Source organism: Kitasatospora sp. NPDC051984 (assembly GCF_044593455.1).
Taxonomy (GTDB): Bacteria; Actinomycetota; Actinomycetes; order Streptomycetales; family Streptomycetaceae; genus Kitasatospora.
Map to the genome: position 1 here is coordinate 45314 of NZ_JBIUCB010000024.1, position 12619 is coordinate 57932.

The 12619-nt window shown below is 73.2% G+C and carries 17 protein-coding genes; 10 read left to right on the top strand and 7 right to left on the bottom strand.

The features are described from left to right. Positions 1 to 4: 4 nt before the first annotated feature. Complete coding sequence (gene msrA, locus ACIHEI_RS31275; protein WP_392954530.1) at positions 5 to 508, top strand: peptide-methionine (S)-S-oxide reductase MsrA; 504 nt, start codon at positions 5 to 7, stop codon at positions 506 to 508. A 370-nt stretch (positions 509 to 878) separates the two neighbouring features. Here the strand turns inward: msrA and ACIHEI_RS31280 are convergent, their stop codons facing one another. Beyond that, positions 879 to 1448 carry a TetR/AcrR family transcriptional regulator gene (locus ACIHEI_RS31280; protein WP_387641511.1) on the bottom strand — a complete coding sequence of 190 codons (570 nt, stop codon included), beginning with the start codon at positions 1446 to 1448 and terminating at the stop codon, positions 879 to 881. Positions 1449 to 1535: 87 nt separating this feature from the next. Between ACIHEI_RS31280 and ACIHEI_RS31285 the strand changes: the two genes are divergently transcribed. Together ACIHEI_RS31285 and ACIHEI_RS31290 are read left to right on the top strand one after the other, a co-directional pair. Next, positions 1536 to 2033, top strand: coding sequence for an FBP domain-containing protein (locus ACIHEI_RS31285; RefSeq protein ID WP_396609086.1), 498 nt, complete (start codon positions 1536 to 1538; stop codon positions 2031 to 2033). A 351-nt stretch (positions 2034 to 2384) separates the two neighbouring features. Beyond that, complete coding sequence (locus ACIHEI_RS31290) at positions 2385 to 3215, top strand: class I SAM-dependent methyltransferase (protein ID WP_396609087.1); 831 nt, start codon at positions 2385 to 2387, stop codon at positions 3213 to 3215. Here the strand turns inward: ACIHEI_RS31290 and ACIHEI_RS31295 are convergent. After that, positions 3212 to 3583: a winged helix-turn-helix transcriptional regulator gene (locus tag ACIHEI_RS31295; protein ID WP_387641519.1), complete on the bottom strand. Its 372-nt coding sequence runs from the start codon at positions 3581 to 3583 to the stop codon at positions 3212 to 3214. The two genes, ACIHEI_RS31290 and ACIHEI_RS31295, sit on opposite strands and share 4 nt — an antisense overlap. Positions 3584 to 3685: 102 nt before the next feature. On the opposite strand from ACIHEI_RS31295, the gene ACIHEI_RS31300 reads away from it, so the two are divergent. Continuing rightward, on the top strand, positions 3686 to 4315 hold the full coding sequence (locus tag ACIHEI_RS31300) for an NAD(P)-dependent oxidoreductase (RefSeq protein ID WP_396609088.1): 630 nt from the start codon (positions 3686 to 3688) through the stop codon (positions 4313 to 4315). A 38-nt stretch (positions 4316 to 4353) separates the two neighbouring features. Here ACIHEI_RS31300 and ACIHEI_RS31305 read toward each other — a convergent pair whose 3' ends face one another. Beyond that, positions 4354 to 4974 (bottom strand): GNAT family N-acetyltransferase, encoded by a 621-nt coding sequence (locus ACIHEI_RS31305; protein ID WP_396609089.1) that lies wholly within the window; start codon positions 4972 to 4974, stop codon positions 4354 to 4356. Between the two features lie 255 nt (positions 4975 to 5229). Between ACIHEI_RS31305 and ACIHEI_RS31310 the strand changes: the two genes are divergently transcribed. Further along, positions 5230 to 5970 carry an alpha/beta hydrolase gene (locus ACIHEI_RS31310; protein ID WP_396609090.1) on the top strand — a complete coding sequence of 247 codons (741 nt, stop codon included), beginning with the start codon at positions 5230 to 5232 and terminating at the stop codon, positions 5968 to 5970. 38 nt (positions 5971 to 6008) lie between these two features. Here the strand turns inward: ACIHEI_RS31310 and ACIHEI_RS31315 are convergent, their stop codons facing one another. Both ACIHEI_RS31315 and ACIHEI_RS31320 read right to left on the bottom strand, forming a co-directional pair. Then, complete coding sequence (locus ACIHEI_RS31315; protein ID WP_396609091.1) at positions 6009 to 6206, bottom strand: hypothetical protein; 198 nt, start codon at positions 6204 to 6206, stop codon at positions 6009 to 6011. 109 nt (positions 6207 to 6315) lie between these two features. Continuing rightward, on the bottom strand, positions 6316 to 6915 hold the full coding sequence (locus tag ACIHEI_RS31320) for a hypothetical protein (RefSeq protein WP_396609092.1): 600 nt from the start codon (positions 6913 to 6915) through the stop codon (positions 6316 to 6318). 159 nt (positions 6916 to 7074) lie between these two features. Here ACIHEI_RS31320 and ACIHEI_RS31325 point away from each other — a divergent pair, with 159 nt between their 5' ends. Together ACIHEI_RS31325 and ACIHEI_RS31330 are read left to right on the top strand one after the other, a co-directional pair. Further along, complete coding sequence (locus ACIHEI_RS31325) at positions 7075 to 7440, top strand: S26 family signal peptidase (RefSeq protein ID WP_396609093.1); 366 nt, start codon at positions 7075 to 7077, stop codon at positions 7438 to 7440. After that, a complete protein-coding gene (locus ACIHEI_RS31330) occupies positions 7437 to 8213 on the top strand; it encodes a class I SAM-dependent methyltransferase (protein WP_396609094.1) in 777 nt (258 codons plus the stop codon). Before ACIHEI_RS31325 ends, ACIHEI_RS31330 begins: the two co-directional genes overlap by 4 nt. Before the next feature lie 7 nt (positions 8214 to 8220). Here ACIHEI_RS31330 and ACIHEI_RS31335 read toward each other — a convergent pair whose 3' ends face one another. After that, positions 8221 to 9018 (bottom strand): GNAT family N-acetyltransferase, encoded by a 798-nt coding sequence (locus ACIHEI_RS31335; RefSeq protein ID WP_396609095.1) that lies wholly within the window; start codon positions 9016 to 9018, stop codon positions 8221 to 8223. A gap of 151 nt (positions 9019 to 9169) precedes the next feature. On the opposite strand from ACIHEI_RS31335, the gene ACIHEI_RS31340 reads away from it, so the two are divergent. From ACIHEI_RS31340 to ACIHEI_RS31350, 3 genes are all read left to right on the top strand, one after another. After that, positions 9170 to 9949, top strand: a complete 780-nt coding sequence (locus ACIHEI_RS31340) for a S1 family peptidase (RefSeq protein WP_396609096.1) — start codon at positions 9170 to 9172, stop codon at positions 9947 to 9949. A 139-nt stretch (positions 9950 to 10088) separates the two neighbouring features. Next, positions 10089 to 10523, top strand: a complete 435-nt coding sequence (locus ACIHEI_RS31345; protein WP_396609097.1) for a DUF6228 family protein — start codon at positions 10089 to 10091, stop codon at positions 10521 to 10523. Between the two features lie 114 nt (positions 10524 to 10637). Continuing rightward, entirely contained in the window at positions 10638 to 11090 is a 453-nt protein-coding gene (locus ACIHEI_RS31350; protein WP_396609108.1) for a DUF2199 domain-containing protein, read from the top strand. A gap of 7 nt (positions 11091 to 11097) precedes the next feature. Here ACIHEI_RS31350 and ACIHEI_RS31355 read toward each other — a convergent pair whose 3' ends face one another. Beyond that, entirely contained in the window at positions 11098 to 12591 is a 1494-nt protein-coding gene (locus ACIHEI_RS31355) for a hypothetical protein (protein WP_396609098.1), read from the bottom strand. Between the last annotated feature and the right edge of the window lie 28 nt (positions 12592 to 12619).

The window sequence follows — 12619 nt, forward strand, 5'->3', positions numbered from 1 at the left end:
CGAGATGACCACGGACCGGGCTGTCCTGGCCGGCGGCTGCTTCTGGGGAATGCAGGAGCTGATCCGCAACCTCCCCGGCGTCCAGTCGACCCGCACCGGCTACACCGGCGGCGAGAACGCGCACGCCACCTACCGCAACCACCCCGGCCACGCCGAGGCGCTGGAGATCGTCTACGACCCGGAGCGAATCAGCTACCGCACGCTGCTGGAGTACTTCTTCCAGATCCACGACCCGAGCACCGTGGACCGGCAGGGCAACGACATCGGCAGCAGCTACCGCTCCGCGATCTTCTACGGCGACGAGCAGCAGCGCGCCACCGCGCTCGACACCATCGCCGACGTCGACGCGAGCGGCCTGTGGCCCGGAAAGGTGGTCACCGAGGTGACGCCGGTGGGCGACTTCTGGGAGGCCGAGCCGGAGCACCAGGACTACCTCCAGCACTACCCCAACGGCTACACCTGCCACTTCCCGCGGCCGGGGTGGAAGCTGCCGGTGCGAGACGCCTGACGGCGGGTCGGCGGGCGGTGCGGGGATGATCGTCGGCCGGGTGCGGTTGATCGTGTGTCGGTCGACGGCCGGTGGTCGGTGGTCGGCGGTCGGCGGTCGGTGGTTCGGGGTGGTGTCAGCTGCGGCCGGGGTGAAGCTGCCGGTGCGTGACGGCGCCTGACGCGTAGTCGGGGGTTGGCCGCCGATCGGGTATGCCCGGTCGGCGGTCGCGTGTTTCGGGTCGAGCCGGGTCGAGCCGGGTGGGGTCAGTGCTCGGCGCGGGCGCGCAGCCGGTTTCGGGGCGGGTGGTTTCAGGGCGAGTGGTTCCGGGTGGGGTCAGTGCTTGGCGCGGGGGCGCAGCAGGTTTCGGGGCGGGTGGTTCCGGGTCGGGTCAGTGTTCGGCGCGGGCGCGCAGGAGGGTGTCCAGGGAGTCGACGATCCAGTCCCAGGACGCCTGGGGGTCGACCGGTGTGTGGGCGAAGCCGCCGGCGGCCTCGAGTTCGATGTAGCCGTGGAACGCGCCGCCGAGCAGGCGGACCGCGTGGGTCTGGTCCGGCTCCGGCAGGTGGTAGCCGCGCAGGATCGCCCTGGTCAGCTGGGCGTGGCGGGGCGCCGCGCTGCTTGCCGCAGTCTCCGGGTCCAGCCGCAGGCGGGTGGCCTGGTAGCGCCCCGGGTGCTCGACGGCGTAGCCGCGGTACGCCTCGGCGAACGCGGCCAGCGCGTCGCGGCCCGCCCGTCCGGCCACCGCGTCGGCGGCCCGGTCGGCGAGTTCGGTGAGCGCCAGCAGGGCGATCCGCACCTTCAGGTCCTGCGAGCTCTTCACGTGCGAGTACAGGCTGGCCACCTTCACATCGAAGCGCCGCGCCAGCTCCGTCACCGTGACCTGCTCGAAGCCCACCTCGTCGGCCAGCTCCGCACCCGCCCTGGTCAGGACCTCCGCCGACAGACCTGCACGCGCCAACTGGACCCGCCTCCTGCTGCTCGATCGTTCCTTCTCCGGTGATTATCCATTTGCCTAAACGACTTAGGCAAATTAACGTGGCGCTTCGTGAGAGAGCTGACCGATCCCGAGATCCGCGCCGCGTTCCTGAACTGCTCCAAGGGCGAGGCGAAACGCCTCAACCTCCCCCGCGACCTGGCCGACCTGCCCTGGTCCGACCTCGACTTCCTCGGCTGGCGCGACCCGCAGGCCCCCGACCGCGCCTACCTGGTCACCGTCCACGACGACCGCCCCCGAGCCGTCGTCCTGCGCAGCTCCGCCGCCGCCAGTTGGCAGCCCCGGCGCAGCATCTGCTCCCTCTGCGTCACCACCCACACCGGCGGCGTCTCCCTCCTCGTCGCCCCGCTCGCCGGCCCCGCCGGCCGCCAGGGCAACTCCGTCGGCGCGTACATGTGCAGCGACCTCGCCTGCTCGCTGTACGTCCGCGGCCTGCGCGAAACCGGCACCCGGATCCACGAATCGCTGACGGTGGAACAGCGGATCGATCGCGTACGAGACAATCTGGCAGGCTTCCTCGCCAAGGTGGAGGGCTCGGAAGCGAGTTGACAGGTGTCCCCGCCTCGACGAAGGCTGCGCGTTCTCGCCGAACCCTGGTGACCGCCAGCTTCGTCTCACCGAAGATTGAGCGATTCGGCTGCCAAGGGGCGAGGGTGGCGGTGGGGAAGCTCGCGGGAGCGCCGGGAGATACGACGCTCACCGGACCAGGGCCCGCCGGGAAGGCCGGAGTTTGCAGCGGCGGTCACCAATGCTCCCCGGCGATGGACCAGTTGACCGGTAGCCGACCAGGGCCTGGGTGCTCAGACCTCCCGGCGGTGTACTTAACCTCTGGTGAGACTGTTCAACCTTCGCTTCGCTGAGACAGGACAGAAGCGAGTCGACATGCCGGAGGGGGCAGGAATGAGCGGGATCGCCGAGGCGGACGTGGACGCGTTCGACGCGCTGGAGCGCCGGATCTGGGCGGGCCGGGCCACCGCCTACGCCGCGAGCGTCGCCCGGCTGTGCGCCCACCCCGTGCCCGCGCTGCTCGACGCCGCCGGCGTCGGGCCCGGCAGCGCGGTGCTGGACGTCGGTACCGGGACGGGCACCGCCGCCGCGGCGGCCTGTGCGCGCGGTGCCCGCGTCACCGCCGTGGACGCCGAACCGAGCATGCTGGCCGAAGCGAGGCGCGCCGCGCCCGAGGCCGAGCTGCACGTAGCCACGCTGCCCGAACTCCCGTTCGCGGACGGCACGTTCGACGCGGTGGTCGGCAACTTCGTGCTCAACCACGTCGGACGACCCGCCGAGGCGCTCGCCGAACTGCGCCGCGTGCTGCGCCCCGGTGGGCGACTCGCCCTCACCACCTGGGCCGCCCCCGCACCGCCCGGACAGTCCCTGCTCGGCCGCGCCTTCGAGGCCGCCGGGGCCGTCCGCCCCACCGACCTGCCCCCGCCACCTGCCGCCCTGCGGGCCGTCACCGAGGTCGACGGCTTCCTCGCGTTGCTTGCCGCAGCCGGTTTCGGCGGGGTGGACGGCCGGGTGGTGGCGTGGAACCACCGTACGGCCGTGGAGACGTGGTGGGGCGGCCCGGCCGACGGGGTCGCGTTCCTGGGGGAGCTGTTGCGCCGCCAGTCGCCGGAGGTGCGGGCCGGGGTGCGGCGCGAGTTCGATCGGCTGGCGGCCGAATTCGTGGGCGAGGACGGCGGGTTGGAGCTGCCGCATGCGGCGGTGCTGGTGGCTGCGCGGCGTTAGGCAGTGCGGTCGGCCGCTTCGCGGGCGTCCAGCAGTTCGTCCAGGTGGGTTTCGGCCCAGGTACGGGCGGTGGCCAGCAGGTCGAGGAGGCTGCGGCCGAGCGGCGTCAGCTCGTAGTCGACGCGGCGGGCGGGGCCGGGGTGGACGGTGCGGAGGACGAAGCCGTCGCGTTCCAGCGACCGTAGCGACGCGGTGAGCACCTTGGGCGTGATGGTGCGCAGCGGGACCCGGAGTTCGGAGAAGCGGCGGGGCCCGTCCGCCAGGCACTGGACGATCATGCCCGCCCACTTGTCGCCGCCCACCCGGATCGGCACCAGCTCGGACGGGCACACCGGATCGAACATCTCCGGGTCCAGGGGCTCGCGCATTGGCCCACCGTAGCGCCGCGCCCCGGTATCCGGGCGGAAACCAGAGGGGTGGCTACCGTCCGGAGGCACTACCGGCAGTGCGACAGGTCGAGGGAGCAACTCATGCGCAGGATCATCATCTTCGGTGCGGGCGGACGCGTCGGACGTGCGGCCGTCGCGGACGCCGTCCGCCGAGGGCACCACGTCACCGCCGTGGTGCGGAACCCCGACGCCCACCCGGACCTGGCGGGCCTCCATGTGGTGGCCGGTGACGTCACCGATGCCGGTGTCGTCGCCGACCTGGCGGCCGGGCACGACGCCGCCGTCATGGCCGCGTACGACGCCGGTGCCCGGCCGGACGCGTTCTTCGCCGCCGCCGCGCACGCCCTGGTCGACGGACTGGAACGGGCAGGCGTCGAACGGCTGATCACCCTCGGCCTGGCCGCCACCCTCGAACTCGCCCCCGGCACACCGCTGATGGACGCCCCCGGCTTTCCGCAGGAGTACCGCCCGTTCTCGCGCGCCCACGCCGCCGGCAGCGCCGTGTACCGCGCCGCCGGTACCGTGCTGGACTGGCTGATCGTCAGCCCCGCCGGCGACTTCGACCACACCGCCGCACCCACCGGCCACTACACCGTCACGACCGGCGACTTCGCCGCCCGCGTCACCCACGCCGACTTCGCCCGCGCCCTGCTCGACGAGATCGACACCCCGCGCCACCACCGCACCCACCTCGGCATCGCCGGGGCCTGAACGCTCAGCGCACCTCGGCATCGCCGGGGCCTGAACGCTCAGCGCACCTCGGCGGACACCTGGGTGCCGAGTTCGCGGAAGCCGAGCCGGGCGGCGACCCGGCGGGAGGCCGGGACGCGGGCGCGCCACTGGGGGAGAAGGCCGGCGGCGAGGGCGTGCCGGGCGGAGGCGGCGGCGGTGTGACCGGCGAGGCCGAGGCCGCGGTGGGCCGGGTCGGTGAGCACGCCGAGATGGGCCGTTTCGAACGGCCAGGCGCGGTAGCCGCAGGCGGCGATCGCCCGGTCGTCGGCGAGCACGGTGAAGACGGGGGAGGTGAGGTCTTCGAGTCCGGCCTCGTCGGCGTCCTGCTCTCCGGCCCGGCTCTCCAGGTCGCGCAACCGGGGGTCGGTGGGCGGGAGTTGGACTGTCGAGACGGTGGTGGGTGGTTGGGGTCGGAGCCCGTCCGGGGCGAGGTAGGAGAGCGTGGCCGGCCCCAGCAACTCGCCGATCGGGAGGAGTTCGCGCAGCCGCTCGGCATCCCCGGCCACCGCCGTCGGGTCCTTCCGCAGCGCCGCGCGCACCAGCCGCGCCCGCCGCTCGTCCGGCGCCGTCGCCAGCACCGCACCCCCGAGTGCGATCAGCCCGACCCACCCGGGTGGGCACAGACCGGAGCGCGGCACGACGGCGACGGTCACCCCGCCGGGTGGCGGTGGCGGGAAGGCTGCCCCGGCCAGGCCTTCCCAGAGACGCCAAGCGGCTTGCGGTAGCGAAGAGTTCGTCATCACCGCATCCTGCCCGGCCTGCCGCGCCCCCGGCACCTCGATTTCCGGGAAGGGCTGGGGCGGCGAGTCGAGGTGACGTCAGGTCGGTCGACCGGGGTTGGTAGCGTGAGGCCTTTCGTGGTCCGACGAGTCGGGGGTGTCGCGGTGACCACCATGGTTGTCGTCAGATACGGGGCCAGTGGCAAGCTCATGGACGTCCACCGGCCCGCGGACGCGCCGGAGCCGGTGCCCGCGGTGCTGCTCTGGCACGGCCGGGGCCCCGACGAACGGGACGTCCTCGCGCCCGTCGCCCGCGCCGCGGCGGAGCGGGGCGTCGTGGTCCTGGTGCCGGACTGGCGTCCCGACGCCCCGGACGGCGGGCGAACGCACCTGAGGGAGTCGGCCGCCTTCGCGCGGCAGCACGTGGCCGAGTTCGGCGGGGATCCCGAGCGGATCGCGCTCGCCGGCTGGTCGCTGGGCGGCAAGGCCGCCGTGGGCGTCGCCGTGAACCCCGGAGCCTTTGGCGACTGGAGGCCGCAAGCCGTGGTGGGAATCGCCGGCGCGTACGGATCGGTGGCGCCGACCACCGGTACCGTTCCGCTCGACGACCTGCGCGTGGGCGGCGACGAGGGGGCGCCGGTACCGGTGTGGCTGGTGCACGGCACCGCCGACGCGGTGGTGGACGTCGAGCGGTCACGCGAGTTGTTCACGGCTCTCACGGAACGGGGCCGGCCGGTGCTGCTCCACGAGGACGTGACCGACCACGCCGGCGTCATCATGACCGAGTTCGTCCCCGAACACGCCCGCTGCCTGCCCAGCACCGCCGACCACGCCGTGCGGGCGGGGACGCGGACCGCCGAGGTGCTGGCGCGCGCGGCGGGCGTCGCTGCGCGCAACTCCGGCCGTCGGTTGTGAGATGACGCGCTGAAGGCGGCGGCAGTGCAGCGAAGGGTTCAGCGATCGAGCCCCAGTGCGTCGGGAATGCTTCCGATCCAAGCCGCTCGTTCAGGTTCCTGTGCGGCAACGCGGTCCAGCCCCTCGATGAGCCGCCGGCGCTCCTCCGGCTCCATGCTGCCCAGCTCGTGGGCGATCTCTTCCAGGGCGTTCAGCGTGATATGCGAGTCATGGCCCACCGCGACGAGGTCGTCCAAGGCCGCGATCGCCGCCAGCAGGGCCCTGACGACTTCGTCCCCCCGAGTCACAACTTCGCCTTCCTCAGTGTGAGTTGTCGCGGTGCGCCGCCGCCACCTTCCGGATCGGTCAGTGGCCGCCGCGGGGGCGTTCGCAGCCGCCTTCGAGGTAGGCGCCGTGGACCTCGATGCGGGCGGCGGAGGAGAGGTTGCCGGTGAGGCAGCCGCCCGGGCCGGGGACGGAGAGGGTGAAGTGGATGCCGTCGCCGTAGGGGGTGAAGTTGGCGTCGGGGTAGCCGAGGCCGGTCATCAGGGTGCGGGCCTGGCTCACGTCGATGGGGGCGGACTTGACGGCGGCCGTGATGCGGGCCGCGTGGGCCTCGCCGCGGCAGCGCTGGTTGTCCGTCAGGGTGGCCATCTGCAAGTAGGCGTGGTTCTCGGCGTACTTGGAGTTCTCCGGGTCGGTCCCGGAGGTGGCGGGCGGCGGAGTGGGCACCGTGGTGGCCTTGTCCGCGCAGAGCTTCGCCACGTCGGGGAACTTCCGGTCCACTTCGGCGAGTTGCTGCTGCCAGCGCTCCTGCGCCTCCTGCTGGGCCTGGTTGACGCCGGCCGAGGTCTGCGGGGTCGGGGCCGCCTGACCGGAGTCGGTCACGTGCTTGCTGCCGCAGCCGGTCAGGGCCCCGGCGGTGGCGAACAGGGCGGCGGCGAGGACCAGGACAGGACGCTTCACGGCGAGTACTCCCAAAAGACTGTGGCGGGCCCTGGGCGGCCCGTCCCCCCGGCAGGCGATCCTTCCGTGTGCGATGGATCGTCCGACAGAGTACTCGTACTCAGGTTCGGGGCCCGAAATTCGGTGGAACGACCGAGAAGGAGCCGCCATGATCGTCGAATGGGAGCATTGGACGGCGTGGCGGCAAGAGTCGCCGACGGGGCCACCGTTGAGTTCCGGCCGAGCGGTTCGTCGATGGTGCCGCTGATTCGCAGTCGGCAGTCGGTGCTCGTCGCACCGGTGGACCCGACACTGCTGAAGGTCGGCGACATCGTGCTCGCCCGGGTCGCCGGCACCGTGTACCTCCACCTGGTGTCCGCCCTCGATCCGGCCCGGCGGCGCGTGCAGATCAGCAACAACCGGGGCCGCGTGAACGGCTGGACGGGCCACGACCGGGTCTTCGGCATCTGCGTCTCGATCGACGGCGTGGCGCGGCCCGGTGCGTCGAGCCGGACGATGCCGGTCGGGTCGGGTGATTCCGCGTGAAGGACGAACACCTGCGACACCGTTCGTCGTTCGGCGCCGCAGCCGGAGCGTACGCCGCGCACCGTCCGGACTACGCGCCGGCCGCCGTCCGGTGGGCGCTCGAACCGGCGCCCGGGCGGCGGGTGCTGGACCTCGGGGCCGGGACGGGCAAGCTCACCGGGTGCCTGCTCGCGGCGGGCGCCGAGGTCGTCGCCGTCGAACCCGACCCCGCGATGCTGTCCCAGCTGCGCCGGGAACTGCCGGAGGTGCGGGCGCTGACGGGGTGTGCGGAGTCGATTCCGTTGCCGGACGGGTCGGTTGACGCCGTGCTGTCCGGCAACGCGATGCACTGGTTCGACATGGACGCGGCCGGCCCCGAGATCGCCCGGGTGCTCGCCCCCGGCGGGGCGCTGGCCGGCCTGTGGAACCTGTTCGACGACGGAGTCGCCTGGGTCGCCGGGCTCGCCGAGGCCGGCGGGAGCGCGGCGATCGGGCCGCGCGACGTCCCCGCGAGCTGGCGCACCGGGACGGCCCGGATGCACCTGCCCCCGGCCGGCGGGCCCGCCCGGTTCGGGGCCGCCGAGCAGGCCGAATTCCCGCACGGCCAGCGCCGGACCGCCGATTCGCTGGTGGCGACGCTCGCCACCAAGGCGGGCCTGCTGGTCATGCCGGAGCCCGAACGGGAGGCGCGGCTGGCCCGGGCCCGGGACTACCTGGCGGGCCGGCCGGAGACGGCGGACGGCGAGTTCGTCCTGCCGATGCTGACGGGGGTGCTGCGGGCCCGTCGGCTGTGAACTGCGGTCAGGGCCGGTCCTCGTGGAGGGGGATGGCGTACACCGGTTCCGGGCCGAAGCTGGTGAAGCCGGACTTGCGCAGGATCGGGCCGGACGTGGCCGGGTTGGCCTTGACCAGCGCCATCGTCGCGCCGTGCGCCGCACCGTAGTTCAGCCGGGCGCCCAGCACCGCGCGGTACACCCCGCGACCCCGCCACGGCTCGGCGGTCACGCCGCCGGTGAGCCGGGCGACGCCGTCCACCACCGAGACGCCGCCGGTGCCGACGGGCTCGCCGTCCACATAGGCGACGAGCAGGCCGCCGTGGCCGGCCGGGACGGTCTCCGCGTTCTTCGCCGCGACCGCCTCGATCCGTTCGGCGGGCGGGAGTTCGCCGCGGAACCCGGCGGCCTCGATCGTCAGCCCGTCGAGGGCCGTCGTCACGTCGGTGGCCCAGCGCAGCTCGACGTCCACCGTCGGGGGCCGGAGTTCGGGCGCACCGTCGCTCAGGTCGGCGGCCAGGATCTCCAGCACGATCTTCACCTTCCCGCCGCGCGCGGACAGTTCGGCCTCCAGCCCCTCCGGGGCGCCGAGCAGCACCTGCCAGTCCAGCACCGGCGGCCCGAAGGCGCGGGCCCGCGCCATCAGGGCGTCAACGGCCTGGTCCACTGGGCGAGTCGGCGTGAAGGAGACCACCGAGAGGTCGAACGGGCAGTAGTCGGGCAGACGGAGGAAGGTGAACTCCGGGTCCTCGACGACCTCGGCGTCGTCCGGCATCCACACCCAGGCCGCACCGGCGGCGGCGACGTCAGAAACTGTCAGGCTCATGCGGGGGAGCGTAGGGGCAAGATCGGGGAGCCCGGCGGCTGTTACCTGATCATGACGTGGCGGTGACGCGGCTGGTGCCCGGGGTCGGAGCAGCGCCGCGGCCCGCGTGGCCGCCGCCGGAGCCATCGCCGCAGTCGCCTGTACCACCGTCATGGCGGGAAGCGCCGGGGCCATCGTCAACGGTGACGCGGCCAGCGAGAGCTACCCCTTCATGGCGGTGATCCCGATGGCGGCGCCGGACGCCGGTGTGCTCGACGGCAGCTGCGGCGGTTCGCTGATCGACCAGCAGTGGGTCCTGACGGCGGCCCACTGCGTGACGGGCGAGGGCATCGAACTGGACGGCATCGTGCGGGTGGGTGCCGACCAGCGGAAGTCCGGGGGAACGGTCCGGAACATCGACCGGACGTTCGTGCACCCCGGCTACGTGAACGGTGAGAACCTCGGCCCCAACAAGGACGACGTCGCGCTGATCCGCCTCGACCGGCCGGTCACCCAGCAGCCCATCAAGATCGCGAAGGAGGCGGGGCAGCCCGGCACCCCGACCCGGCTGCTCGGCTTCGGCAGCACCGTGGACGGCCAGTTCGCCTTCTCGGAGGACCTGCTGCAACTGAACACCCGGCTGGGCGCCGTCTCCGAGTGCGACCCCGGCTACGCGGACCCGACCAGGCTCTGCACGATCAGCCTGAAGGCCAAGGCCATGGCGTGCATGGGCGACTCCGGCGGCCCGCAGCTCCAGAAGGCCCGCAACGGCCGGTGGGAGCTGGTCGGCGTCACCTCCGGCCCGGGCGCCCGCGGCGTGCCGTGCTCGGGCGGGCCGGGCCTCTACAGCAGCGCACCCGCCTACGCGGGGTGGATCAAGCAGACGATGAAGGACGCGAACGGCTACGGTCAGAACTCCGGCGGCAACGGGTCGAACGAGGACGCCCAGTAGGCGAGTTCGCAGTTCGGGACGCCGGCGCGCGATTGCGCGCCGGCGATTCGCCGTGCCGGGACGGCGAACCGGCCACCGTGGGGCCCGTCGTATTGTCGTTCGTCGGCGGACGGTCGGGTGAGCGAGGAGTGGGTGAGGAGTGGGCGAGGTGCAGGGCGTGGTGGCGGTGCGGTGCGCGGAGTCGGCGGGCGTCGGGGTGCGGTTGGTCGAGCGGACGGGGCCGGAGGTGGGGGCGGTGCGGTTCGCGGTGGAGGTGTCGGCGCCCGGGCTGGCCGCGAGGGTGGAGGAAATGGTCGGCTGGGTGGGGGCGGCGGACGGGCTCGCGGGGTTCCTGGCGGGGCTGGCGGAGGAGTTCCGCGGGTGGGACGGCGAGCGGGTCTGGGCCACGTACGACCGGGACTTGACGGTCCGCGCGGTGTTCCGCTCCGGCGGGTACGTCGGGTTGACCTGGACGGTGCGGCCGTGGCGCACGGCGCAGCGCGGGTGGGAGGCGTCCGTCACGACGTGGGTGGAGGGCGGGGAGCAACTGGCCGCGCTGGCGGCGGATGTGCGGGCGTTCGTCGACGGGGGGTGAGTGTCTGGGGGAGGCCCGCCGGCCTGGGGAAACGGTCCGGTAGTGTCTGCTGCCATGTCGGCCGATCCTGGATTCATCTGCACCTGCTGCGGCGAGCGTCACGCAGAGCTTCCGATGAACTTCTCCAGCCCGGCGCCCGACTACTGGGAGCCGGGCATGGAGCAGGCGCCGGACTGCGAGCTGACGCCCGACCAGTGCGTGATCGGCGGCGAGGCGTTCTTCGTGCGCGGGCTGATCGAGCTGCCCGTCATCGGCGGGGACGAGGTGTTCTCGTGGGGCGTGTGGGTCTCGCTCAGCGAAAAGAATTTCGTGCGGGCGAGCGAGCTGTGGGAGACCCCGGGCCGTGAATCGGAACCGGCGTACTTCGGCTGGCTGTCCACCGAGCTGGTCCCGTACACGCCGTCGACGATCAACCTGAAGACGATGCTCCACACCCGCCCCGTCGGCCGGCGCCCCATCATCGAACTGGAGCCGACCGACCACCCGTTGGCGGTCGAACAGCGCACGGGCATCACGATGGAGCGGGTTCGGGAGCTCGCCGAGATGCTTCTGCATCCCGAGGTCTGACGGGCCTTCAGCGGGTGAGGGCGATGGTGAGGAGCAGGTCGATCGCGTCGGGTGGCAGGTTCGGGTGTTCGGCGGCCGTTCGTACGGCGTGCGGGTCGCCCGACCGCACCACCTGCCGGAGTTGGTCCGGTGTGGCGGCCGGGTTGGTGGCCACGGCGTCGTCCATGTCCGGGCCGGGGTGGTTGCGCAGGCAGGCGTCGAGGGCGGGCGCGGGGGCGTGGTCGTGCCAGGCGACGAGCAGGGCGACGCCGAGTGGGGTGGCGGGGTCCCGCGCGATGGCGAGCAGCAGGTCGGGCGGGCAGGCCGACCGACCGGCCAGGGCGTCGTACTTGGGCGGGCCGTAGCGGCGGGCGGCTTCGCGGTAGCGGGCGGGTCGCGGGAGCAGCAGATGGCTGCGAAGGCCACCGAGGGATCGGGGTCGTCGAGCAGGGCGGGGACGGCCCAGTCGTGAAAGATGTGGTGAACGAGGGGGAGCACGCGGACCCGGGGGTCGGGGTGGTCCAGCAACGCCTGCATGCCTTCGGTGTCGACGAGTTGGCCTCCGCCGCCGCGGCCGGTGACGGCCAGGTGGACCAGCAGGTCGATCGGGATGGTGGCGGTGTTGCTGAGGACATGGCTGCGCCAGCGGCCGTCCTCCGCCTCGAAGAGGTGGCGGATCAGTTCGGCCGGCGCCCCCCCGGTTCATTGCCACCCGGCCGGTGACGCCGGGCTCGTCCAGCGCGAGCAGCCGGTGGTAGGTCTCGGCGGACAGCCCGTTCCAGTAGCCCGCGGCGGGGGCGGCCAGCGCGGGCCAGGTGGCGTCGAGCAGGTGCTCGACCGCGTCGGCCGGGGCTCGCCAGTTCCCGATGGCGGCGTGCCGCAGTTCGTACAGGGCGGCGTCCGGATCGGGGTGGTGGGGGCATGGTGTCAGGGCTGGCGGCCCGTCGGTCGCGAGCATGGCACGGAGGAGTGGCTCGTCGCCGGTGGACGAGGCGAGCGCGATCCGGGCGCACGCCTCGGTGCGCGCGCGAGCGTGCAGGCCGTGCGGTTCGCCGAAGTCTTCCGTCAGGTCTTCCGCCACCCAGAGGATCGGGGTGGCCACCGAGCAGTCCGGGTCCTGGGTGAGCGCGAGGATCGCCGCGAGGCGGTCGTCGGTGAGCGTCTCGTTCCAGTCGTAGTGGTGCAGGACGTACTGCGCGAGGGCCCGGCGGACGTCCGCGTCCTGGCAGGTGGCGAGCCGGAGGATCGTGTCACCGGGCATGTCCGGCCGGTCGACGGCGGCCAGCAGGGCCTGGGGATCGTCCCCGGGAATCCGTTCCCGCGGCATCGCGCCGGACGTGATCAGCCGGAGGAACGCCTCCCGCCCGCCGGCGGCCAGTAGCGCGTCGAGCTGGCCGGGTGTCAGTTCCGGCTGGTCGCACAGGGCCGACAGGACGCCGGGGTCGCCGTGGGCGATCAGTGTGTCGATGTGTTCGGGAAGCAGCGCGGGATTGCCGGCCAGGCTCTGCAGGACGTCGTGCACGCCGCAGAGCCTCGCACGGTGTCGCGGC